At 63.4% G+C, this 22,670-nt stretch carries 33 protein-coding genes; 30 read left to right on the forward strand and 3 right to left on the reverse strand.

The features are described 5' to 3' along the window. Positions 1–21: 21 nt before the first annotated feature. The 19 genes from J2S75_RS21775 (at position 22) to J2S75_RS21865 (ending at position 13,633) form a co-directional block, all read left to right on the forward strand. Complete coding sequence (locus J2S75_RS21775) at positions 22–210, forward strand: HNH endonuclease signature motif containing protein (RefSeq protein ID WP_307023359.1); 189 nt, start codon at positions 22–24, stop codon at positions 208–210. A gap of 226 nt (positions 211–436) precedes the next feature. Continuing rightward, entirely contained in the window at positions 437–733 is a 297-nt protein-coding gene (locus tag J2S75_RS21780) for a hypothetical protein (protein WP_307023258.1), read from the forward strand. Further along, positions 714–2,579, forward strand: a complete 1,866-nt coding sequence (locus J2S75_RS21785; RefSeq protein WP_307023260.1) for a terminase large subunit — start codon at positions 714–716, stop codon at positions 2,577–2,579. Before J2S75_RS21780 ends, J2S75_RS21785 begins: the two co-directional genes overlap by 20 nt. A 6-nt stretch (positions 2,580–2,585) precedes the next feature. Continuing rightward, on the forward strand, positions 2,586–2,774 hold the full coding sequence (locus J2S75_RS21790) for a hypothetical protein (RefSeq protein ID WP_307023262.1): 189 nt from the start codon (positions 2,586–2,588) through the stop codon (positions 2,772–2,774). Between the two features lie 146 nt (positions 2,775–2,920). Continuing rightward, on the forward strand, positions 2,921–4,090 hold the full coding sequence (locus J2S75_RS21795) for a phage portal protein (RefSeq protein WP_307023264.1): 1,170 nt from the start codon (positions 2,921–2,923) through the stop codon (positions 4,088–4,090). Beyond that, positions 4,087–5,472 carry an HK97 family phage prohead protease gene (locus J2S75_RS21800; RefSeq protein ID WP_307023266.1) on the forward strand — a complete coding sequence of 462 codons (1,386 nt, stop codon included), beginning with the start codon at positions 4,087–4,089 and terminating at the stop codon, positions 5,470–5,472. The genes J2S75_RS21795 and J2S75_RS21800 overlap by 4 nt, the downstream gene beginning before the upstream one ends. Positions 5,473–5,561: 89 nt before the next feature. After that, entirely contained in the window at positions 5,562–6,947 is a 1,386-nt protein-coding gene (locus tag J2S75_RS21805; protein WP_307023268.1) for a phage major capsid protein, read from the forward strand. 59 nt (positions 6,948–7,006) lie between these two features. Next, positions 7,007–7,477, forward strand: coding sequence for a hypothetical protein (locus tag J2S75_RS21810; protein WP_307023270.1), 471 nt, complete (start codon positions 7,007–7,009; stop codon positions 7,475–7,477). Between the two features lie 48 nt (positions 7,478–7,525). After that, positions 7,526–8,098, forward strand: a complete 573-nt coding sequence (locus J2S75_RS21815) for a class I SAM-dependent methyltransferase (RefSeq protein WP_307023272.1) — start codon at positions 7,526–7,528, stop codon at positions 8,096–8,098. Further along, positions 8,095–8,808, forward strand: coding sequence for a glycosyltransferase family protein (locus tag J2S75_RS21820; protein WP_307023274.1), 714 nt, complete (start codon positions 8,095–8,097; stop codon positions 8,806–8,808). The genes J2S75_RS21815 and J2S75_RS21820 overlap by 4 nt, the downstream gene beginning before the upstream one ends. Positions 8,809–8,810: 2 nt before the next feature. After that, on the forward strand, positions 8,811–8,999 hold the full coding sequence (locus J2S75_RS21825; RefSeq protein ID WP_307023276.1) for a hypothetical protein: 189 nt from the start codon (positions 8,811–8,813) through the stop codon (positions 8,997–8,999). 1 nt (position 9,000) lies between these two features. Beyond that, positions 9,001–9,264 (forward strand): spike base protein, RCAP_Rcc01079 family, encoded by a 264-nt coding sequence (locus J2S75_RS21830; RefSeq protein ID WP_307023278.1) that lies wholly within the window; start codon positions 9,001–9,003, stop codon positions 9,262–9,264. Continuing rightward, on the forward strand, positions 9,264–9,911 hold the full coding sequence (locus tag J2S75_RS21835) for a head-tail connector protein (RefSeq protein WP_307023279.1): 648 nt from the start codon (positions 9,264–9,266) through the stop codon (positions 9,909–9,911). The genes J2S75_RS21830 and J2S75_RS21835 overlap by 1 nt, the downstream gene beginning before the upstream one ends. 2 nt (positions 9,912–9,913) lie before the next feature. After that, positions 9,914–10,288, forward strand: coding sequence for a hypothetical protein (locus tag J2S75_RS21840; protein WP_307023280.1), 375 nt, complete (start codon positions 9,914–9,916; stop codon positions 10,286–10,288). Further along, positions 10,288–10,956 (forward strand): hypothetical protein, encoded by a 669-nt coding sequence (locus J2S75_RS21845; RefSeq protein WP_307023282.1) that lies wholly within the window; start codon positions 10,288–10,290, stop codon positions 10,954–10,956. The genes J2S75_RS21840 and J2S75_RS21845 overlap by 1 nt, the downstream gene beginning before the upstream one ends. Before the next feature lie 2 nt (positions 10,957–10,958). Continuing rightward, positions 10,959–11,369, forward strand: a complete 411-nt coding sequence (locus J2S75_RS21850; RefSeq protein WP_307023284.1) for a phage tail terminator-like protein — start codon at positions 10,959–10,961, stop codon at positions 11,367–11,369. Between the two features lie 14 nt (positions 11,370–11,383). Continuing rightward, positions 11,384–12,871: a phage tail tube protein gene (locus J2S75_RS21855; RefSeq protein WP_307023286.1), complete on the forward strand. Its 1,488-nt coding sequence runs from the start codon at positions 11,384–11,386 to the stop codon at positions 12,869–12,871. Positions 12,872–12,878: 7 nt separating this feature from the next. Continuing rightward, a complete protein-coding gene (locus J2S75_RS21860; protein ID WP_307023288.1) occupies positions 12,879–13,295 on the forward strand; it encodes a phage-derived protein YdaY family protein in 417 nt (138 codons plus the stop codon). An 89-nt stretch (positions 13,296–13,384) separates the two neighbouring features. Next, complete coding sequence (locus J2S75_RS21865) at positions 13,385–13,633, forward strand: phage tail assembly chaperone (protein ID WP_307023290.1); 249 nt, start codon at positions 13,385–13,387, stop codon at positions 13,631–13,633. Positions 13,634–13,693: 60 nt separating this feature from the next. On the opposite strand, the gene J2S75_RS21870 is transcribed toward J2S75_RS21865, so the two are convergent. Further along, the gene (locus tag J2S75_RS21870; RefSeq protein WP_307023293.1) at positions 13,694–13,957 is read right to left on the reverse strand and encodes a hypothetical protein; all 264 of its coding nucleotides are present in this window, start codon (positions 13,955–13,957) and stop codon (positions 13,694–13,696) included. 52 nt (positions 13,958–14,009) lie between these two features. Next, a complete protein-coding gene (locus J2S75_RS21875; protein WP_307023295.1) occupies positions 14,010–14,228 on the reverse strand; it encodes a CopG family ribbon-helix-helix protein in 219 nt (72 codons plus the stop codon). A 93-nt stretch (positions 14,229–14,321) separates the two neighbouring features. Here J2S75_RS21875 and J2S75_RS21880 point away from each other — a divergent pair, with 93 nt between their 5' ends. From J2S75_RS21880 to J2S75_RS21890, 3 genes are all read left to right on the forward strand, one after another. Beyond that, the gene (locus J2S75_RS21880; protein WP_307023297.1) at positions 14,322–14,615 is read left to right on the forward strand and encodes a dynein light chain family protein; all 294 of its coding nucleotides are present in this window, start codon (positions 14,322–14,324) and stop codon (positions 14,613–14,615) included. A 134-nt stretch (positions 14,616–14,749) separates the two neighbouring features. Beyond that, a complete protein-coding gene (locus J2S75_RS21885) occupies positions 14,750–15,415 on the forward strand; it encodes a hypothetical protein (protein WP_307023299.1) in 666 nt (221 codons plus the stop codon). After that, positions 15,412–15,915: a hypothetical protein gene (locus J2S75_RS21890; protein ID WP_307023301.1), complete on the forward strand. Its 504-nt coding sequence runs from the start codon at positions 15,412–15,414 to the stop codon at positions 15,913–15,915. The genes J2S75_RS21885 and J2S75_RS21890 overlap by 4 nt, the downstream gene beginning before the upstream one ends. A gap of 363 nt (positions 15,916–16,278) precedes the next feature. Here the strand turns inward: J2S75_RS21890 and J2S75_RS21895 are convergent, their stop codons facing one another. Next, positions 16,279–16,797: a hypothetical protein gene (locus J2S75_RS21895; RefSeq protein ID WP_307023303.1), complete on the reverse strand. Its 519-nt coding sequence runs from the start codon at positions 16,795–16,797 to the stop codon at positions 16,279–16,281. 43 nt (positions 16,798–16,840) lie between these two features. Here J2S75_RS21895 and J2S75_RS21900 point away from each other — a divergent pair, with 43 nt between their 5' ends. From J2S75_RS21900 to J2S75_RS21935, 8 genes are all read left to right on the forward strand, one after another. Further along, positions 16,841–19,096, forward strand: coding sequence for a phage tail length tape measure family protein (locus tag J2S75_RS21900; protein WP_307023304.1), 2,256 nt, complete (start codon positions 16,841–16,843; stop codon positions 19,094–19,096). Then, positions 19,096–19,536 carry a hypothetical protein gene (locus J2S75_RS21905; protein ID WP_307023306.1) on the forward strand — a complete coding sequence of 147 codons (441 nt, stop codon included), beginning with the start codon at positions 19,096–19,098 and terminating at the stop codon, positions 19,534–19,536. Before J2S75_RS21900 ends, J2S75_RS21905 begins: the two co-directional genes overlap by 1 nt. 7 nt (positions 19,537–19,543) lie before the next feature. Further along, a complete protein-coding gene (locus J2S75_RS21910; RefSeq protein WP_307023308.1) occupies positions 19,544–20,242 on the forward strand; it encodes a hypothetical protein in 699 nt (232 codons plus the stop codon). Between the two features lie 17 nt (positions 20,243–20,259). Continuing rightward, positions 20,260–21,045, forward strand: a complete 786-nt coding sequence (locus J2S75_RS21915; RefSeq protein WP_307023310.1) for a hypothetical protein — start codon at positions 20,260–20,262, stop codon at positions 21,043–21,045. Between the two features lie 14 nt (positions 21,046–21,059). Next, on the forward strand, positions 21,060–21,377 hold the full coding sequence (locus J2S75_RS21920; protein ID WP_307023312.1) for a hypothetical protein: 318 nt from the start codon (positions 21,060–21,062) through the stop codon (positions 21,375–21,377). Between the two features lie 62 nt (positions 21,378–21,439). Next, complete coding sequence (locus J2S75_RS21925) at positions 21,440–21,976, forward strand: DUF1833 family protein (RefSeq protein ID WP_307023314.1); 537 nt, start codon at positions 21,440–21,442, stop codon at positions 21,974–21,976. A gap of 29 nt (positions 21,977–22,005) precedes the next feature. Then, positions 22,006–22,224 carry a hypothetical protein gene (locus tag J2S75_RS21930; RefSeq protein WP_307023317.1) on the forward strand — a complete coding sequence of 73 codons (219 nt, stop codon included), beginning with the start codon at positions 22,006–22,008 and terminating at the stop codon, positions 22,222–22,224. A gap of 2 nt (positions 22,225–22,226) precedes the next feature. Then, positions 22,227–22,667: a hypothetical protein gene (locus J2S75_RS21935; protein ID WP_307023319.1), complete on the forward strand. Its 441-nt coding sequence runs from the start codon at positions 22,227–22,229 to the stop codon at positions 22,665–22,667. Positions 22,668–22,670: the final 3 nt, after the last annotated feature.

Here is a 22,670-nt window from a genome sequence, read left to right on the forward strand (position 1 = left end):
CATCCTCATTGCGTCGAGTGCATGAGGATGGGGCATGAGACGACGGCGACAGTGGTCGATCATGTGAAGCCCCACCGGGGCGACATGGTTCTGTTCTGGGACAAATCCAACTGGCAACCGCTCTGCACCAAGCACCATTCCTCCTCGAAGCAACGCGAGGAGAGCGGCAAGCGAGTGGTCAGGATCGGGGCTGATGGATGGCCCGTCTAACGCCCTGCCACCTGCCCGGCGTCGCCTATGCGGGTAGGGGGTATAGGTCCTCAACCCCTTGGGGGCGCAGGACCGCTAGGGGGCAAAATCTTTCACAAAGCCAGATTAACGTCGCGGATTGATCAATATGGCCAAGCGAGGAGCGAAGCCGAAGCCGGCGCATCTTCGCCTGGTTGACGGGACGCACCGCACCACGCGGCACGGCGATGCCGGAGCTGCGAGGCAAATGGTGGAAGAGACCGTCGCCTCATTTGGCAAGCTGGAAAGGCCGCGAGGCCTGACGCGCGATGCCATCGCCGCGTGGAAAAAATACATTGAGCCGGCGGGTTGGCTTGACGGGTCCCGCGAGCCGGCCGCCATCGCCTTCTGTGAACTCTGGTCGGAATTCAGGCGCAGCCCTTCCGCTTTCCCAGCGTCCAAACATGGGCAGCTCCGCGCCTACATGAGCGAGCTCGGGCTGACCGACGAACGCAACCGAGCGGACGAGCCGGACAAGCAGACGGATGAATTCTTCGACGAGTGACGACCGTGTGACGGCTTATGCGAAGGCTGTCCTTGGCGGTCTCATCGTCGCCGGCCCGCATGTCCGGAACGCCTGCCAGAGGCATCTCGACGACCTGAAGCGTTCGGACGTTCATTTCGATGTCGACGCGGCCAACCGGGCGCTGCGGTTCTTCGAGACCAAGCTGTTCCTGAGCGAAGGGCAGTTCGAGGGGCGCCCCTTCCGCGCGACGCCTGCGCAGGCCTTCATCATCGGTTCCATCTTCGGCTGGAAACGGAAGGACGGCACGCGGCGGTTCCGTCGCGCCTACATTGAGCAGGGGAAGGGCAACGGCAAATCGCCGCTGGCGGGCGGGATCGGGCTTTATGGCCTGATGGCGGACGGCGAGCCTGGCGCGGAGATCTACTCGGCCGGCGCGACGAAGGAGCAGGCCGGCATCCTGTTCCGCGACGCGGTCAAGATGGTCGACAAGTCGCCCGATCTCGACAAGCGGCTTAAGCGCAGCGGCGGCCCGGGGCGCGAGTTCAACATCGCCTATCTGGCCAAGGGGTCGTTCTTTCGCCCCGTCTCCAGGGAGACCAAAAAGACCGGTTCGGGCCCGCGCCCGCATTTCGCCCTCGTCGACGAACTCCACGAGCATGCCGACGGCGGCATCATCGAAATCCTCGAGCGCGGGTTCAAGTTCCGCCGGCAGCCGCTGCTGCTGATGATCACGAACAGTGGCTCCGATCGGAACTCGGTGTGCTGGGCCGAACACGAGCACGCGGTGCGCGCCGCAGCGGGGAACATCGACGCCAAGGATGGCGATGCCCATTACCTAGGCGACGTGCTGGACGCCAATACGGATGCCACATTCTCCTATGTGTGTGCGCTAGATCCTGACGACGACCCTTTGAGCGATCCGGCCTGTTGGATCAAAGCCAACCCCTTGATGGGGGTGACGATCACCGAGGAGTATCTGGCGGGCGTCGTGGCCCAGGCCAAGGCGATGCCGTCAAAAATGAACGGCATTCTCCGGCTTCACTTCTGCCAGTGGACCGATGCCGAAACCGCGTGGATGACGCGCGAGGCTCTGGAGCCGGCGATCGCCGATTTCGACCCGGCTGAGCACCACGGCAAACGTATCTGGATCGGGCTCGACCTGTCTCAGAACCGCGATATCACGGCGCTTGGTGCCGTGGTTCAAACCGGAGAGATAGAGGTCGAAGCCGAGCGCTCCGGCGAAATCCAGAAGGTGCGCAAGCCGACCTATGATGCGTGGATTGAGGCGTGGACGCCGGGTGACACGCTCGACGCGCGCGCCTTAGAGGACAAGCTGCCTTATCGGCAGTGGGTTGAGGCAGGGTTCCTCAACGCGCCGCGTGGTCAAAGCATCCGCTACGATCATGTGGCGCAGGCGCTCGCCGAATATGCCCATGACTACGAGATCGTGTGCGTCGCCTATGACCGGTACGCGTTCAAGCGCGGCTTTGAGCCGGAGTGCGAAACGCTCGGCCTGACGTTGGATTTCGTCGAGCATCCGCAGGGCGGCACCAAAAAGGGCAAGCCTACCGAAGGCATGATCGAGGCAGCAAAGGAGGCCGGGCAAGAAGCCGAGGGGCTTTGGATGCCGGCTTCGGTGCGCGAAATCGAGGATGCCCTGCTTGAGGGTCGGATCCGTGTCCGACGGAATCCGGTGCTCATCTCGGCAATGATGTCGGCGGTCACAGACAATGATCGTTGGGGCAATCGCTGGCTGTCTAAAGACCTTGCGGTCAACAAGATCGACGCCGCGGTGGCATTGGCCATGGCAATCGGTGCCGCTGCTTCCTACGGGGGCGGTTCATCGACATCCGTCTACGAAGAACGCGGCTTCTTTTTCGTCTGAGGCAACATGAAACGCATCTGGTCCGGCCTGTTCGCCGCGCTCTCTGGAGTGGCGGAGAAAATCGGCGCGCGTGAACTGATGCTCGTCATCGGCCTCGGTCTGGTCGGATACGGGCTCTTTCTCGTGTTCCCGCCGGCGGCGTTTGTCGTGCCGGGCGCCATTCTGTGCGCCGTCGCCGTGTTCGGTGTCCTCTGATGGGGTTCCTTTCCGGTCTGTCCCGTGAGGCGGCGTTCTCGGCGCCCGTTACGCGAGCGTCTGCGGGCGTCCCCGCCCAGGGGTTTCTACCGACGCTTGGCTCTACGCCGAGCGCGACGGGCCTTTCGATTTCGCAGGGCACGGCCATGTCCGTGTCGGCGGTCTATGCCTGCGTCAGCCGGCGCGCCTCCGACGTGGCGCGGTGCAAGCCGTCCCTGATGAAGGTCGTCGATGGCAAGCCGACCGTCATTGATAACCATCCTGTCGCCAAGCTGTTCCTCCGGCCAAACTGGGTGCAGACCTGGTTCGAATTCGCGCAGCAGATGGAAACGGCGCTGCTGCTGCGCGCCAATGCATATGCAGCGATCATCCGTGGGCGGGATGGATTACCGAAGGCGCTGATCCCGATCAACCCCGATGCGGTTATGGTTCTGGAAGCCGCCGACGGGTCGATCTTCTACAACACCAACCGCATTGGCTTGTTCCAGATCGCGGCACTGCGCGACTTCGGCGTCGCTATCCCGGCCGAAGATATGTTCCACCTGCGGGGCCTGACCTTCAACATGCTTGTCGGCGCCTCGACGATCGGGCTGGCCCGAGATTCCATCGGCGTTGCGATGGGGCTGGAGCAGCAGGCGGCGCGGTGGATGGCAAATGGGGCCAAGCCGTCGGGCGTGCTGAAGACCACCAAGACCCTCACCAAGGACGCCGCCGTTCGGCTCCGTGACCAATGGAACCAGTTCACCAGCGGCCTGCAGAATACCGGCCGCACCGCTATCCTAGAAGACGGATTGGAATGGACGGCGCTTCAGCTTGATGCCGAAGATCTAGCATTCATCGAACAGCGCAACCATCAGGTGGCGGACATCGCGCGCTTCTATGGCGTACCGCTGCACAAGCTCAACGTTCCCATGAGCGGCGCGCAGCTTGATCCGCAGAAGGCGCAACAGGTCTATGTGAACGATGTCATCATGGCCGACCTTGAGCTCTGGGAACAGAAGTTCGAACAGGTGTTCGACCTAGACGACGAGGGCATGTCGGTCGAATTCGACGAGCGCAAGCTGCTCCGCGCCGACGAATCCACCCGCATCAATACCCAGCGCCTGGCCGTGATGTCCGGGCTGCGCACGCAGAACGAATGCCGCGCCGAGGATGGTTTGCCCCCGGTGGAGGGCGGCGATGAGCTTCTGCGGCCGGTGAACCTTGCCGCCAGCGGATCGGACATGACCGGCACCGCGCCCGACGGCGCCGGCCGGCCGGAAGCCGGGGACCTCCCCGACCCCGGCGCTGCCAATGAGACCCCGGAGGAAAAATGAGCGCTCCTCGTCTGACCAAGGTCTATAAGGCCGCGACCGAAGCCCTGGCCGACAAGCGCCAGGTGCGGGTCATCTGCTCGACCGAGGAGGTTGACCGCGCCGGCGAGATCGTCGTGCAAGCCGGTATCGACTTTTCGCACTACATGGCGAGCGGGGCGGGCACGGTTCTGTGGAACCATGACACCGACAAGCCCATCGCCAAGTGCGTCGACATCGTCGTCCGCAATGGGCGCATCGAGGCGCTGGTGCAGTTCCCGCCCGAGGGTGAGGACGAAGAGGCTGATCGCTATTACGCCAAGATCAAATTCGGGTCCGTCTCCGGCATTTCCATCGGTTTCGCGCCGATCGAGATGGAGCCTCTCGACCGCTCCAACCCCAAGAAGGGCCCGCAGAAATATCTCAAGGCGGAGCTGCTGGAATTCTCCTTCACCCCGGTGCAGGCAAATCGCGGATCCCTGGTGATCGAGCGCGGCGCGGGCGCGGTGTGGAAGGTCGGCGCGTCGCTCAATCTGAGCGCCTCGGATGAGGCGGGATGGGATGAGGGGCAGGCAAGCGAGAGCATCTTCGACAAGGCTGGTTTCGGCAGCGATACGCCCGACCCGACCTTCGCCCGCAAGGGGTTCCTCCTCTATGACGCCTCGCGGCCGGCTGATCGCAAATCGTATCAGCTGCCCTTCGCCAAGATGGTCGACGGCCGCCTCGTCGCCGATGCCGAAGGCCTCAAGGCCGCAGGCGAATTCCTCCAGCAGAGCAGCATTCCCGAGGACGTGGCCGAGAAGGCTCGGGCGGTGATCAACCATTACGAGGGCAAGATGGCCAAGACGGACAAGCCGGTGGCGAAGACCGCCCCGGCCATCAAGGTGAAGGGCCTCTATGACATCGGGCGCCTTGCCTCTCTGCTCAGTGAGCTCGGGTGGGTCCACGACTGCTCTGTGTGGGAAGCGCAGATGGAGGAAGACGGCAGCGGCGTCCCGAAAATGCTGGCGGACGCCATGCAGGCCGTCGCCGCCGCACTGCTCGCGATGACCGCCGAGGAAGTCGCCGAGCTGCTCGCACAGATCACGCCGGAAGGCGAAATAGCGGTCAAGGCCGGTATCGTGCCGGCGACCGCCAGTCCGATCAAAAAGGCTTTCGCCGCCGCGCGCGTGAAGGCCGGCCGCAAATTCTCCGCCTCGACCCGTTCGTCCATGCGCTCCGCCTGCAAGTCCATCATGGACGGGCATGACGCGCTGGTCGCACTGATCGGCGTGGAAGAGGAAGACGACGAGGAAGGCGAAGAGCCCGAAGACGTCGAGAAGACTGCCAAACCCGACAGGGGTGCGGCGGTGCTGCTGAACCAGCGTCAGCGGCGCCTTGAAGTGATGCGGCGACAGGCCGCCTGACCCACCGGCGACAGGCCGCTCCCACCATCTCCGTCGTCTCGCGGGCTTGCCCCGCCACGGCGACGCGCACCCCTTTCGAGGAACATCACATGGAAAAGATCGCCCATCTCCGCGTCAGGCACGCGGACATCATGGTGAAGATGAAGGCGCTCGCCGATAAGGACGACGCCACTTTCACCGACGCCGACAAGACCGAATTCGACACCCTCGCCAAGGAGGCGGATACCGTCAGCGAGCAGATTGCCCGGCAGAAGTCGGTGCAGGATCGCATGGCCGCGACCGCCCAGCCGACCATCGGCCAGGATCGCCCGGCGACGGTGCCCGCGGCCCCGGAGTCGGATCGCTACGTCAAGGAGAAATCCCTCGTCGTCGGCGGCATCACCAAGATGCTCGGCGTCGGCGGCGGCACCATCTATGGCGCCCGCGAAGCGGCCAAGGAGATCTATGGCGAGAGCCATCCGGTCACCAAGGCGCTCATCGTCTCGTCGGGCCCCGCCGGCGGCTTCATCGTGCCGCCGGATTACATGAACGAGATCATCGAGCTTCTGCGCCCGCAGGCGCAGGTGCGTGCCGCGCAGCCGCGCAACATTCCCATGCCGCGCGGCACCCTGACCATCCCCGGCCAGGCGTCCGCGGCCACGGCCAACTACGGCTCCGAAAGCGGCCGTATCACCGCCAGCCAGCAGAGCCTCAACTCGATCGTCGCCACCTATAAGAAGCTGACCGCTCTTGTGCCGGTGTCGAACGACATGATGCGCTATGCCGATCCGGCCGTTGACGCCTTCGTCCGCGACGATCTGGTGAAGGTCATCGCGCTTCGCGAGGATCTGGCCTTCCTGCTCGGCGACGGCACGGCGGACACCCCGCGCGGCCTCGCTTCGTTCGCCAACGCCTACGCGGTGGCGGGTGGCGGCACGGGTGGCGTGTGGAGCACCACCGGCAACTCGACGGCGGCCGCAGGCGGCAACTTTATCACGTCGACCTCGTTCTACACGCTGGCGACGGCGGCGCAGGAACTTGGCGGCCTGATCAACAAGCTGGACACCGCCAACGTGCCCGAGCGTCGCCGCGTGTGGTTCATGCACCCGCGCTCCAAGAACTACCTGTACAACGTGCAGAACTCGCTGGGCGTCTATGTCTACCGGGACGAGATCAACACCGGGAAGCTGCTCGGCTATCCGCTGCGCACGACCACGCAGATCCCGACCAACATCCGGAACGGTGACAGCTCGCAGACGGACTGCTCGTTCGTCATTCTGGCCGAAATGGACGAGGCCATGATCCTCGACTCTATGCAGCTGGAGCTGGCGGTGTCCCGCGAGGGCTCGTACGTCGACGCCAGCGGCGCGACCATCTCGGCGTTCCAGAATGACCAGACCCTGATCCGCGCCATCACCGAGCACGATTTCCAGATGCGGCACGACGCCGCCATCGCGATCTCGCAGTTCGTGCGCTGGGCGCCGGCCATTTCGTGATCATCGGGGCCGGCACCGCCGGCCCTTCGCCCTGACATCCCCTTCGAAGGACATCCGCCATGAGCGATATCGTTCTCCAGGCGAACGTGGCCTCGCTGGGCTCTCTCAAGAGCCTGTCGGGCCCCGCCGCCGCCACTGCCGCCGGCACCGGCGACAGCTCCACCACCACCGGCCGCACCGTGGATCGCTTCGGCTTCGCCTCGGGCGGCATCCCCGGCACGCTGGCTGCTGGCATCGCCTGGGACGCGACCCTGGCCACCAGCAAGACGCTTTCCGTCGGCTACGCCGTGCAGGACAGCGCCGACGGCAGTGCCTGGGCCGATTATCAGACCGGCACCTATGCCGTGGTCGCCACCGGCGCGACGGCCGCCTCCGTTCTCGGTGGCGAGCTGGAAGTGCCGGTCGATCTGCGCAGCGCGCGCCGCTATGTGCGCGTCAACTTCGCGCTGGATCTTTCGGCCACCGGAACCGACACCGCCGTGGCGCGCTCGATCGGCTTCTTCGCCGGCTTCGACCGCCTTCCGCAGTGACATTACGAGGGCGGGCGCAGGCTCGCCCTCGTTCCTCTGGGGAGCGGCATGAAATTGAACGTCGGCTGCGGCCGGAACATCAAAGACGGCTGGGTCAATCTCGACTGCATGGGCCTGCCTGGTGTCGACATCGTCGCCAATCTGGAAGGTGGGTGCACGATTCCATTGGCCGACGACACGGTCGACGAGTTCCTGCTGTCGCATGTGATCGAGCACATCCGTGACACGCTGCCCTTGATGCAAGAGCTGCATCGCATCGCCCGACCGGGCGCGCAGATGACCATCCGGGTGCCCTACGGCTCCAGCGACGACGCCCATGAGGACCCGACGCACGTACGGTGCTATTTCCTCAAGAGCTTCAATTACTTCTCGCAGCCCTATTACTGGCGGGCCGATTACGGCTATCGCGGCGACTGGCGCACGACCGACATCTATCTCGTGATCGATCCCCGTTTTACCGGGTGTTCGGCGGAGCAGGTGATGTCGGCGCTGAAGGTCGAGCGGAACGTCGTTTCGGAAATGGTCGCCTGCCTGACGGCGGTCAAACCGATCCGGGCCCCCGAGCAGCGGCAGCGCGTGCCGCCGAACATCCATCTTGTGGCATCCGGAGCGCATGAATGACCGAGCAGGCCCGTCTCGAACGGATGAAGTCGCGTTCGGTGATGGTGTGCACCCCCGTGGCGCGCAATCCGGTGTGGCAGTACACCCAAGGCTTGGCCTCGACGATGATGACGCTTCTCGAGCACGGCATCCCCTGCTCGTTTCAGTTCGTCGTCGGCGGTTCGGTGATCTGCAAGGCGCGGAATGAGCTGGTGGCGCACTTCCTCGCTTCGCGGTTCACCGACCTGATCTTCATCGACGACGACATGGAGTGGAGCCCGAACGACGTCCTGCGCCTGCTGGCCTCTGACAAGCAGGTGATCGGCGGCGTGGGCCGGATGCGCGTCGAGAAGCCCAACAGCGATCCCGAGGTCTGGTGCTGGCGCCCGCTGACGGATGCCGCCGGCGGCCTGAACCAGGACGAGATGGGGGCGATCGAGGTTCGGGGAGTCGGCGCGGCGATGCTGCGCATTCACCGTTCGGTCTTCGAAGCCATGATTGCCGCGCATCCCGAATGGAAGCGCCCCGGTGCGCGGGATTGGCCGGAGGAAATTCGGGCGAACTACCACGAGTTCTTCGCCCAGACTGCTGAGGCCAGTGAGGACTATCTGTTCTGCAATCGCTGGCGGGACCTCGGGGGCGCCGTGTGGGTGGACCCGCAAATTACCCTGGGACATGTCGGGTCCTACACCTATCGGGGATCTGTCTCCGAAATGCTGGTGGAGAAGTGACCATGAAGACCGTCGACCTCACCTGTGACATGCGCCCGTGGCGCGCTGGCGATGCCATCCACCTTGAGGATGAGCTTGCCGACCGTCTGGTCGCCGCCGGCGAAGCCGAGAACCCGCGCCCCTTTCCGCCCGGCTTGGAGCCGCGGCGCGGGCGTCCGCCGAAGGGCACCTATCTGACCAAGGGGAACTGACATGGCCGATCCGTGGAAGAATGCGAGCGGTGATGTGCTGGCGCCGGGCCGCAAAGGAACGGTAATCACTCCTGGAAGCAGCGACCTCCCGAACGTCTGCAAGGGGCTGGTGGTGCTTGCGGCCGGCAATGCGACCGTGATCCCGGTCGACAACGCCGACAATGAGACGCTGGCCTTTGTCGGCCTGAACCCAGGCGACATCATTCCCTACCAGGTCCGTCGCGTCACCGCGGCGACGGCTAGCCTGGCGACCATTGACCGCTGATGCGCACCACGCTCATCACCACGGTTATGACAGCCGCCAGCGATTACAAGCTGGTGTCGGTCGCGGACGTCAAGACGGAGCTCGGCATCACCGGGACGACCGATGACACCTGGCTGGGGAATGTGGTTGATCGCGCCTCGGAAGCGGCGGCTCAATATTGCAACCGGGTCTTCCAGGCCGAAACGGTGCGCGATGAGTTCTGGCCGGAGCGCGATTCCTATCCGTTCCAGCTTCCGGGCGGGTTGGCGCCTCTGCAGCTCAGCCGGTGGCCGGTCAAAGCACTGACCTTGGTCACCGAAGGGGACCAGACCCTCACCGAGGCGGCGAGCAATTTCCGCCTCGATAAGGAAATGGGGCAGATCACCCGGTTAGACGGGTCGGCCTATCCGACCGCGTGGCTGCCGCGCCCGATCAAGGTCGAATACAGCGCCGGCTATGACACCATCCCCTTCGACATACAGGACGCGGTCATCCGCATGGTGAAGAGCCGCTGGTTCCTGCGCAAGCGCGATCCCCTGCTCAAGCAGGAAGACGTGCCGGGCGTGCACTCGGCGTCCTACTGGGTTTCCACGGGCGGCGAGGGGGCCATGACGCCCGACGTCGCCGACCTGCTCGACAATTACCGCGTTCCCATCGCGATCGCCTGACCATGAGCCCCGAGCAAGCCCTATCTGCCCTGGACCGCGCCCTTGCGGCCCATGGCCAGAACGCCACGCTGCGCCGTTATACCGGCACCGGGCCCAGCCGCACGGCGTCTGATGTCACGGTGCGCGTGCGGTTGGACGATTATCGGCCGGAGGAGCTCGTCGGCGGCATCATCCAAGGTGACAGCCGGGTGATCCTTTCGCCCAGCCAGATCATCGCCGCGTCCTGGGGCGGAACGCCGGCGGACGGAACGGACGGCCGGGTGCCGGTGAAGAACGACCAGATCATCGTCGCCGGCCGGGCGCGGATAGTGCAGGCGCCCGTGCCCTTCTACATCGACGGCCAGCTGGTCCGAATAGAGTTGCAGGTGCGCGGCTGATGCGCGTGTCGGCGAAGATCGACACCATCGACCGCGACGTCGTTCTGCGGCTGGTGGGCGACGATGCTGATCGCTCCCGGCAGTTCGCCGCCTACGCTCGCGAGGCGCTCGTTGAGGCGCAGGAGGTCAACCGGAAGACCACCGGCCAGGTGCCGCCGCACGAGACATTCGTCGACGGGCGGCGCGGCGCCGCGCTGGAGACGGTGAAGCCCGACGGCACCATCGTGTTCGAGTTCGATCTGCTCAACGACCTGTTCGAGTGGATCGGTCTCACGCTCATGCAGCATTCCCCGGTCCTCGCCGGGCGCTACCAAGATTCGCACCTGTTCTTCGCCGACGGGGTCCAAGTGCTGCCGGGCGAGCCGGCGCCGTCCGGCGCAGGGGAATATGTCTTTCTCAACTCTCAGCCCTATGCCCGAAAAATCGAGCGGGGCCTGTCACCGCAGGCGCCGGCCGGTGTCTACGAGGCCGTGGCTACGCTAGCCAACCGGCGGTTCTCGAACGTCGCGCGGGTGAGGTTCTCGTTCCGTTCTCTTCCGTCTGGTGCGATCGGAGACTGGGCCAAGACGACCAACATGCGAGCGAACCAAGAAAGCCGGAACCAACCGGGCGACAAGCGCTTTGAGTGGCTGACCCGTCAGCCGGCCATCGTGATCACGCTGAGGTAGCCATGGCCTGCGCTGCTGTCATGGCCGCCGTCCGCGCGCGGCTGGATGCCAATTGGACCCGATGCCCGGTCGTCTATCCGAATGAGGACATGACGGCGCCGGCCGACAAGTCCGCCTTCCTCTCGGTGCAATACCCCGTGGCGAGCGAGGAACAGAAGACCGTCGGCGCGCCGGGGAACAACGTGTTCCGCGAGGCTGGCGTGATCCGTCTCGTGCTCTCCATCCCCATCGGGGCCGGGGTCGACGCCTATTCCGTCTGGCTCGACGAGCTGCGCGCGCTGTTCCGCGGGAAGCAGTTCGATCACGTCACCACCTGGGCGCCCTCCGGCGGCGTTCTCGACGACCGAAACGACGATGGCGGTTACTGGATGCTCTCCAGCGCCGTTGAATATTACTTCGACCTCCACGCCTGACAGGAGCCCTTCCGATGGCCGAACTGCAGTCGACTAACCGGGTCAAGCTGTCGAAGGTGCGCGAGTCGACCTTCGGCGTGACCCCCACCAGTCCGGTGTTCAAGGAGGTCCGCCAGACCTCCTCCGGCCTCGCCAACAACCCGAACACGGTCATCTCCAACGAGATCCGTTCCGACAGGCAGGTCACCGATCTCATCCTGACCGGCATCACCTCCGGCGGCCCGATCGGCGGCGAACTGTCGTTCAAGTCGGTGGACGATGACCTCGAAGAGGCGCTGCAGGGCACCTGGACGACCAAGCCGACCCGCGACAATAACGGTACGGCGGACAGCGTCATCACCGCCGTGGCGGCGTCCAGCGACACTTATACCGTCACCACTGGAACGGCGTTTCTCACCAACCATATCGTGCTCGCCGAGGGCTTCGGTGAGGCTGCGAACAACAGCGTCTTCATCGCTCAAGCCGGTTCCAACGCGACGTCGGTGATCGCGCCGTCTTCGCCCGGCCTCGCCGACGAATCTGCCCCACCCGGCGCTGCTGTGCTTCGCGCGGTGGGTTATCAGGGCGCCTCGGGAGACATCGTGGCAACGGTCACCGGTGGAAACGCGCTCACCTCCACGACGCTGAACTTCACCACGCTGGGCCTCAATGTCGGCGAGTGGATCAAGATCGGCGGCGTGGCCACCAACACCTTCTTCGCCAGCACGGCGGCGAACAACGACTGGGTCCGCATCTCCGCCATCACTGCGAACCGTCTCTCCTTCGACATCGTCCCGACCGGCTGGGGTGCGGACGCCGGCACCAGCAAGACGATCCAGATCTATTTCGGCGACTTCCTGATCAATGGCACTACCAAGCGCTCCAACACGTTCGAGCGCCAGTATCTCGACCATTCGCCGGTCACCTATGAATACCTGACCGGCCAGACGCTCGACACGCTGGCGATCGATGCGCCCCAGCAGGCGATCGTGACCGTGGCCAAGACCTATATCGGCGCGAACGGCACCACGACCACGACCCGCGCCTCCGGCGCCTCGGATGTGGCGGCGCCGACCAAGTTCGTGATGAACTCCTCCTCCAATGTCGGCCGCATCGGATTCGATGGTTCGGCCATCACCGGCGCCAACTACGTGATGCGCGCCAACATCAACTACGCCAACAATCTGCGCCGGCAGACCGCAGTGGGCTCCGTCGCCGCTGTGGGCGTGGGAAATGGCGAGTTCAACGTCACGGGCACGCTGGAGAGCTACTTCTCCGACGCCTCGGTGCTCACCAAGATCGTCAACAACACGCTCACCTCGTTCGACCTGCGTGTCGGCCGTTCCGACGGCAACCGCGAAAAGCTGGTGTTCGACTTCCCGAGCATCAAGCTGGCGTCGGGCGCGGTCACGGTGACTGGGAAAAATGCCGACGTGATGTTGCCCGCCACCTTCCAGGCCTTCCGCGACGCCACCAAGGGCTACACGGCCTCGGTGACGCGCATCTGGTATCTCCCGAACTGAGGACCCCATGAAGCTCTCGAAAATCCGTAGCGGTGTCGCGAAAGCCGAGGCCGGCGCCTGGGTGCGCAATCTGCCCATCGACGGCCTCGACGATCTCGCCCTCAAGGTGCGCGGCGCCTTCAACAACGATGCGGTGCGTCTTCAGGGGAAGCTCATCGCCGAACTGCCGAAGAATGAGCGCAAGCCGCTCTCTCCCGAGAACGAAGTGCGCATCAGCGTCGAGTTGGCGGTGGAAGCCCTGCTGATCGACTGGGCTAAGCTGGAAGACGAGAACGGCAAGCCCATTCCTTTCTCGAAGGACAAGGCGCGCGAACTTCTGACCGATCCCGACATCGGCCACGTGCTGCGCAACGCCGTCGGCCTCTCCGCCCGCATCGTCGCCTCGCAAGGCGAGGAAGAGCTTGAGGCCGACGCAAAAAACTGATCGAGGCCCTCGACTGGAAGCTCGAGTGGGGGCCTCACGCACAGCGCATTCTGGCGGCGCATCCGGGCGACCCCAACGAACTGCCTTTCATGCAGAGCAAGCCAGCGCTTGAAGATCACCTGTGGCCGGTGTGGAAAGCGTTCTGGGAAATCTCAAGCGACCGGCAGATTGGGTTCGGAGTTGTCGGCCCCATCCATTTCACGTCGCGTGACCGATACGCGACGCGCTACGGCATCGACGGCGTTGACGAGTTCGACCGGTTCTCCGCGCTCATCCAGGCAATGGACGGCGTGTTCCTGGAAAAGATGAACCGGAAGAGGGAAGGAAGCGGTCAATGAAAATGACAGCCAAGTACGCCGAGCCGGTCATCATCGAAATGCCTAGCAAGCTGCGAGAGGCTATCGGAATTGAGTGCTCGCAAACAGGCTTGAAACGATCTCGGCGGCCTCAGCCCGAAGCCGCTCCATTGTCTCCGCCGGATCGTCGGGAGCAAGGCTGAGCATAACCTTGCCGATATCCTCGATGGTTTTGGCTTCGAAATGGAACATCAAGGATCTTGCCTTTTCAGGCGTCGAGGCCATGGCGGCGATTTCGCTCATGGTGCGAACCTGCATCGCGATCAGGGCCACAACGTAGGGCCGCAAATCTTGTCTTTCCGCCACGTCTTCCTCCCCCATTTCCCGCAAAGGTAGCAGGGACGGGAGGAGAGTCGAGTCAGGTGCCTTCGTCGGGCTCGGGCTCGGGGGACAGGAGGCCGTGGCCGATCAGCCAGTCGCGGAGGATGAAGCGAATGGCTTCGGAGCGATCGTAGCCCTCTTGCCCGGCGTAAGCATCGACAGCAGCAGTCACATCCGGCGTGAGGCGAACCCCGACGCGAGGTGTGACGCCGGTCGAAGGCCTGCCGCGCTTTTTTTGTGGGACACTAATTGACATCGTGATTTTATGTGTGCCATAAAAGGCGGGCCGAAGCAAGAGCTGGAACCTCTCGCAACGGCCCTCACCACCAACCGAAATGAGGTTTCGGTCATGGCTGACATCGACAATACCACGCCCAATGGCGTGAGCACGACCCGTCGTGGATTCTTTGGGCATGCGGCAGGGGCTTATCTGGCCGCCGGTGCCGTGTCCCTTGCCCTTGAAAAGGGCGTCTATGACCCGGAGGCGGCCTTGCGGCGCGCCGCCGAGGAAATCCGCAAGGCCATGAAGGCCATCGGTTCCGAAAGCTACATGATCATGGTGCGCGAAGAGCAAAGCGGCCAGGCCGTAGCGAAGCACTTCGACCGCAACGGCAAGAAGCACTGGCTCATCGAGCTGGCTTGAACACTTGACCAATCGACTTCCCCCGCCGCCATGGGGGTTTGATGCGACCGCGAGCTTCATGGGCTCCGGCGGTCGTTAGCGACCACCTGTACGCATCCAGGTCTTGGCGGGCCGGATGCCCATGGAGACTGAAAATGGCTGCTGCCAAAAAGGAAACGACAGCGATCGAGCTGCCGAAGCTTGATATCCAGATGATGGAAGTGACGATCATCGGCGATACCCCGTTGATCACGCATGCATGGTCGGTGAAGGCAAAGCGCGAGATGCTGCAGAAGCAGATGAAGGCGGCGAAAGGCGCCAAGGAAGCGAAGGACCCAAAAGCCGATTTCGAGCAGTCCATGTATCGCTTCGAGGATGGGGGCTACGGTTTTCCGTCAGTGGCGTTCAAGGCCGCGGCTGTTACTGCTGTCACGAGCGTCTCAGGGTTGACGAAGGTCGCGGCCCGTCAGGCGTTCCATGTCGTCGGCGATGGGGTGGACGTGAAGGGCGCCTTTGACGGCACGTCGGCCCGGCTCAACCTCGTGCGGATTGAGGGCGGCACGCCCCGGATGCGCGAAGACATGGTCAAGGTGGGCATGGGCACCGCAGATCTTCGCTACCGGGCCGAGTTCTGGCCTTGGCGGGCTGACCTGCTCATTCGCTTCAATGCCAACGTGCTGTCGCCGGCGCAGATTCTCAACATCGTGAACGTCGCTGGGTTCGCGTGCGGCGTCGGAGAATGGAGGCCGGAGCGAGATGGCGAGAGCGGCATGTTTCATGTCGCGACCGAGGCCGACATGGCGAAGCTGGAGGCGGCGTGATGCGGATCGCAGGATTCGAATTCAGCGAGGGCGCGCGGTTCCAGGCCGGCGCCAGCGCGGACGCGCAGGCAGTGGGTGAACATCTGGAACTGCTTCGCCAGCAACAGCACGGCGAACTGACGCCGGAAGACGTGTTGAACGACGCAGCAAACCCGAACAGCCCTCTTCATTCCTTCTTCGAATGGAGTGACACTGAGGCGGCCCGGCAGTACCGCCTTAGTCAGGCGCGGGGTCTTATCCGCGCTGTCGTCGCGGTCTATGTGCAGGACGACAAGCCGGCGGTGCGGGCCAAGGCCTATGTCCACATCAACGAGCCCGGCGCCCCGCATTATCGCGAGACTGGACACGCGATGAGCCAGAAGAAGACCCGCGATCTCGTGCTCCAGCGCGCGTGGCGAGAATTCCAGCAATGGAAGGCACGCTACCGGGACCTGAAGGAATTTTCGGAGCTGTTCACGGTCGCCGAAGAAGTGGAGCGAAAGCTGCTCAAGAAGCAGTAAGTTGAGGGGTTATGCCGAGAGTTCCCCTCTGAACCTCGGGCGCCGTCAGGCGGGCAGGGCAGGAAAGGTTAGGCGGGGACAGGTCAGGCAAGGCAAGTTGTGGCGTGGCAGGCAAGTCTAGGAGTGGCTTGGCGAGGCTTGTTCCGGTTCGGCCTGTTAAGGCAGGCGCGGAATGGCAAGTTGCGGTCAGGTGTGTCAAGGCAAGGCCCGTTTAGGCAGGCTGGGATTGGCTTGTTATGGCGAGGCTAGGCTGCGCGGGGCAGGCAAGCCGAGGTGTGTCAAGGCGCGCTCTGGTGCGGCGAGGCGCGGCCAGGCGAGCAAGGGATGGGAACGAAAAGGGCGGCTTGCAAGCCGCCCTTTTTATCATTTTGGACGCGTCTCCCATGCGGATATCATGCTGTCCAAAGCTTCGCCAAAACCTTGCAGAGATGTGGCATAAGGAGAAATCCCGCAATAAGGCCAAAGTGCTTGCTCCTCTCGGACAAATATATTTCCACTTTTCATTGTTTTTATCTGATTCTTAATATCCATTTTATCTATACGAACTCCATCTACAGCCATACGTTTTGGCGCCCCGATGCCACACTCGTCCCAATGCGTCGGCTTTACTAATCTTAATCCTTTTGCATCTATTTCGACAATTTTCTTAATATTAAGTATTTGCGATGATCCTATTAAGCGGCCTTTCCCTGTATTATTTACAGTCATCCAACAATAGTTTCTCCTGGCTTCGCCAAAAGCGTCATTCTTTTCAAAATCGCAGCCAAATGTGAATTCTGGAGTGCCTTTGTATTGTAACTCTTCAAAAAATGTTTCAGCTGTACCCCTTTGGCTAACCGTCGCAAAGAATATTGCTGTCAGAAGAGATAATATTGCGCGCATATCACGCCCTCCGGTTGCATCTAGCAAAAGGATAATTAAGCCTATGGCCTCTGTCGAAGAAATCCGCCGGGTGACCGTGCAGGCCAAGTCTGAGGGCGTGCAGCAGGTCACCAATGAGGTGAACCAACTGTCGGCCGCGCAGGAGAACCTCGCCCGCGAAAGCCAGACGACGGCGACCGTCACCGACATGCAGTCCCGATCCCTGCTGAGCCAGGAAAAGGCTCTTGAGCGGCTTCAGACCCGTTATGACATGGCGTATCGCGCGCAGCAGAACATGACGCGCGACATGGACCTACTGAACAAGAGCCGGGGGCAGGGGCTCGTCACCGATGAGCGCTATGCGGAACTGCAGGGCCTGATCGCGGCCCACTACGTCGACACGTCGGCCGGCGCGAAGGCGGTGGGGGATGCCACCAAGTTCGCCAGCCACGAGGTAAGCAACCTCGCGGCACAGGTGACCGACCTCGGCGTGCAGGTGCTCGGCGGCCAGTCTTTCGGCACCGCAATGATTCAGCAGGGGCCGCAGATTGCCGCCGTCATGGGAGATCGTGGCGTCAAAGGTGCTCTGGTCGGCATCGGCGCGGCCATGGCGTCGCTGGTCACGCCGACGACGCTTTTGCTCGGTGGCCTTACGGTTGGCGCCTACGCGGTGGCTGCGGCATTCGACGCCATGAGCGGATCGGCGGATGACGTAGAGGAGCGGCTGAAGAAGCACGAGGAGCTCGTGCAGCGCATCGCCGACCGGTATGGCGACGCTCGCGACAAGGCTATCGAGTTCAGCGAGGCGCGGCACCTCAACGATATCGCCGACGCGAAAGAGAACTTGGAGTCGCTGCGGAAGGCTTACGACGAAGCGGAAAAGAGGCTTGTGCAGGGCCTTTCCGATAAGTCCGTCTCGATCGACACGGCCGGCAACATCGTCCAGAGCTCCGGTTACGAGGCGTTCGCCGAGGTGTTGGCCAAGGTCCGCCAGGAGGCAAAGGACGGCGTTGTTGATGTCGAGGGCTTCCGCGCCGCCGTGTGGGCGGTCATGGAGGCTTCCAGCGACCCGGCGGTGAAGGCGCTGGGGCAGGACTATCGGGCATTGGGCGCAGAGGCGCAGAAGTCCGCCGACGGTCTTCTGGCCGCTGAAGGCGCACTGAACAAGGTGCAGTCCACGCTCGGCGCCACGGCGGCGATGATGGACAAGTTCCGCGATGCCATGAAGAATTTCGACAAGGATCAGAAGATCCTTGCCGGCATGCAGGAACGGCTCAACCTGGGCACCGATCCGCGGAAGCAGTTCATCGCCGGCGAGGTGGGAAAGCTCTCCGACACCGCGACGGATGACGACATCGCGAAGGCCAGGGAACTGGCCGGCCGGCTCTATGATCAAGCGGAGGCACAGAAGGCGGCCAATTCCGCAGCGCGCGACGCCGAGAACCGGCAAAAGCAACTGGATCGCGCCTATGAGCGCAGCAAGCAGCAGGTGGACGACTATGTCCGCGACATCGAGCTCCAGACCCAGGCTTTCGGCCTGTCCGCTGCCGAGACAGAACGGCTGCGGGTCCGGCAGGAACTGCTGACCAATGCGCAGCGCGCCGGCAAGGAAGCAACCGCCGAGCTCTATGCCGAGATTGAGGCCTACGCTGACCGCGCTGCTGTTGCCGCGCAGAAGTATGAGGATCTGCAGAAGCAGCAGGATGCGTTCAACGACGCCGCCAACGGCTTCGCCCAGCTGGGTTATGACGCCTTCTCCGGGCTGATCCAGGGCGGCAAGGAATTCGGCGATGTCGTCACCGATCTCACGAACAAGCTGCTGGAGATGGCGCTGCAGGCGGCGCTGCTCGGCACCGGGCCGTTGGCCGGCCTGTTTGGCACGACGGGCACCAACGGGGCGCCAGGCGGCATTCTCGGCTCGCTGGTGACCGGCCTCATGGGCGCCACGGTGCCGGGCAACGCCGCCGGCAATGACAATTGGCGAGGCGGCCTGTCCATCGTCGGCGAGCACGGGCCGGAACTAGTGAACCTGCCCAAGGGCTCTCAGGTGAGCCCGACGCAGGATGTGTTCGGCGCACTGCGGGCGATGGCGTCCATGGCGGCGGCCGGCGGCGGCTCTCAGGTCAACGTGCAGGTCGTCAACAATGCCGGCGCCAAGGTGGGTGTCGAGAAATCGACCGGTGCCAACGGCGAGGTGAACCTGAAGCTGACGATCGACCGTATGGTCGAAGACGCCATGCTGAACCAGGTGCAGGGGCGCGGGCGCGTCGCGCGGGCCTTTGAGACGCAGTACCCGAACATGCGCAGGGCGACCGCCTGATGACCTATCCCGAATGGCCGCTCGCCCTGCCGTACCAGCCCTGGCGCGACCAGTGGGGCTATAAGCCGGGCCGGGACGCCCTGGCCACGGAGATGGAAGGCGGGGACACAAGGCAGCGCCGCCGGCCGGGCGATGATGTCGGCACCATGCAATGGGGCCGGGTCTTTACCGATGCGGAGATGGCGACCTGGGACGGTTTCCTCGTCAACATCTCCGGCGGTGCCGCGCGCTTCCTGATGCTCGTGCCCACCAAGGGCGCGACCTATGAGACGCGGGTCGTGCAGATCGTCGGCGGCTTTGGCGGCGTCTCCTATTCCGCCGTGGGTGTCGAGACGCAGGTAACGTTCTCGCTGACGGTCTTCCCGGCCGAAATGGTGCCGTTCGGGCGGCTCGACTTCGCCTATCCCGCGAACTCCCAGTACATCCCCCTCTGCTTCTGAGGCATTCATGGCCAACAATCTGACGATCAAGGATGGCGCTGGCGCCTCGCAGGTGCTCGCCACCACGGAATCCGCTGGCGTCCATACGCCCAAGCACGAGGTGACCGCATCGGCCTTGCCGACGGGCGCCGCGACTTCGGCGAAGCAGGACACCATCATTGGTCATGTCGATGGCATCGAGTCGACGCTGGCGACGCTAGCAACCTCTGCCAACCAGGATATCCAGAACGCCGGGATCAAGACGGCGACCACGTCTATCACGCGCCCGGCCGACACCACCGCCTATACGGCAGGCGACGCGATCGCCAACAGCACGTCGGCGCCGTCGGCTGGGGGGTTCGTGTTCTCCGGGATCGCGCGGGCCTCGGGTAAGTCCGGCATCATGGCGGACCTTGTGGTCACGTCCAGCAATCCGGCCGGCGGCCTTTCGGGCGAAGTCTACATCTTCGATTCCTCCGTGACGGCGGTGAACGACAACGCGGCGTTCGCCATATCGGACGCCGAGGCCAAGACGCTCGTGGCCAAGATCCCGTTCACCCTATCGGCGAACACGAACAACTCGTCTGCTCAGGTGACGAACCTGGCCATCGGTTTCGAGACGGTGGGCAGCGCGAACCTCTATTTCCTTGTTCGGGCGACGTCAGCTTACACGCCGATCTCGGGCGAAGAACTGACTTTTCGCCTCAAGGCGTTGCAGGTTTCCTGATGCACCACGCGGCTCGAATGCTGTTGCTGGGTGGGGGGGTCTACGAGCCTGAGGCCCTAGCGCTGTTTGCGCGGATGGCAGTGCAACCCAGCGCTCCCAGAAAGGCATTGATAAGCGACACGATAAAGGCTCTCAAAGCGGCAGGTGCTTGGGCAAAAGATGACGCCCTGTATTTCACAGCAGCGCACGACGCCCAGGCCGCGCGGCTGAACTGGATTTCGGACCAGTACAATCTAACGGTCGTGGGCTCGCCGACCTTTACGGTTGATCGCGGCTATACCGGCGATGGATCGGCGGCTTATCTGCGAACTGGCTTCAATCCGACTACGGCTGTTTCGCCGAAATTCGCGCGTGATAGCGCCCATATCTCGCTAACTGATCGTACCTCGCGCGCGGCAGCGGCGACGGTTGAGATGGGGGCCATTGCAATCACAGGCCTCAACTTTTCGGCCGAACTCGCCACGCGCTACACCGGCAACCTGACCCGCGCGCGCGTGACTAGCGGGGGCACGTCACCTCCAGCCTTTGCGTCGTCTGACAGCGCCGGGCGGTTTCTCGTCTCGCGCACCGGGGCGTCTCAAATTGATGGGTACCGCAACGGATCTTCTATCGGAACGTCGTCAAACGCTTCTGCCGCGCTTTTAAATTCGGAAATCTACATTCTGGCCGTAAACTTCAACGGCGCAGCCAGTTTTTCTTACGACCAGATCGCTCACGCAAGTATCGGCGGGGGTCTCACAAGCTCTGAAGCGTCAGCGTTTGATGCGATCGTAGCTACATATCTTTCCGCAATTGGTGCCTAAGCAAGGAGGTAAAAATGATATACAATTTTTTCGTTTTGACGGCTGAACAACGTGTAATCGCCATGAGTTTCAACGGCAGCGATGTCGCCGTCGACCCGCGCGCTATCGACAACGCGAGCCCCGGCGTAGGTATAAACCTTAATGACAGCGCTGTGGATTTTGAGCCCGGCGATGTCGTCACGCTTGTCGGGAAGTACGTCGCGACAAAGCGGATCGTCGATGATCCCCAATACGCGATCTATGCTCCGGGAATGATCACCTATCTGCTGACTCTGCCGTGGTGCACCCTGGAGACGGAAACCATTTTCGCCCCGCCTCCGATACTCCCTTGAGTGGCCCGCCGCCGCCTTCAGGGCCGCCCCTCCGGGCGGCCTTTTTCATGAGCGCCTGACGCATGCCCGACATCTGGAATGCCGCATGGGAGGAGGCAAACGCCGCCTGCCCGCCCAGCGTGATGCTCTATGACACGCTGGAACTACAGCACCCTGCGATCCGGGATGCTGAGGACAATGAGGTACCGGCCCGCATTGTGAACGACGTGCGCCAGCAGTCGTTCGGCATCGAGCTTGGGGCGACGTTCAATCCCGGCGAGACGGTGGTGTTCTCGCCCGGCGCCTTTTCAGCAGCTTTCCCGACCTATCAGGAAGGCCAGCCGCCCAGTTGCGAAATCACCATCGACAACGTCGACCGTGGCTTCACCGCCGCGCTTGAGGCGGCGATGGAGTACGACGCTCATCTGTTGGCGATCTTCCGCCAGTATGTGAGCGAGGACACGACCGAGCCGGCCTATGGGCCGGTGCCCTTCGTGATCAAGCGCGTGAAAGTCACTGCCACCACGATCACCGGCACGGCGCAGGGCTCCATCCTCTACGACAAGAAGTTCCCGTCCAAGGTCTACACGCGGGCGGCTTTCCCTGGGCTTGTTCGGTAGCCCGTCCCTCAACAATCTGGAGACTGCCGATGCTCACGCGTCGAATGATGATCCGTGCCTTGAGCTTTGGTGCGCCCGCCGCTGCCGTGGCGGCGGTGCTGCCTGCGGCACCTGCCCAGCCTATGGCGACCGAACTGACCGCGCTATCCGTCAACTGGGGCGCCGTCATCGCAGGCGAGATCAAGGCACGCGGCCCGGTCGCCCGTGAGATGGAGCGCGCCTACGGCCTGCGCCGCATGACCGCCTGACCATGGACCGCGCCGCCTATCTCACCTCTCTGCTGGGTCAGAAATGGACGCGGGAGCGCTCCTGTTGGCATCTTGCCGTCGAGGTGCAGGCGCAACTCTTCGGGCGCACGCTGCCATCCGTGGCTCTGCCTGACGATCTGACATGGCGCTGGATGATGGAGACCATCGACCAGCACCCCGAGCGTGGCCACTGGCGTGAATGCCCGCCCCCCTCTGTGCCCGGCCTCATCTCCGCCCCTGACGGGGCGCTGGTCGCCATGGCTCGCGCGCGTCGCGCCGCGCATATCGGCGTGTGGCTCGCTCCCGAGCGCCGGGTGATCCACTGCGACGAGACCTTCGGCGTCCAGATCGAGGCGGTGCCGACGCTCCGCGCCGCCGGCTGGAATCAGGTCAGGTTCTTCGAACCTGTGACCGCCGCGCCGCCTGCCGAGCCTTTCCACTAGGAC

It is taken from the genome of Ancylobacter polymorphus, from assembly GCF_030813495.1.
Classification (GTDB): Bacteria; Pseudomonadota; Alphaproteobacteria; order Rhizobiales; family Xanthobacteraceae; genus Ancylobacter; species Ancylobacter polymorphus.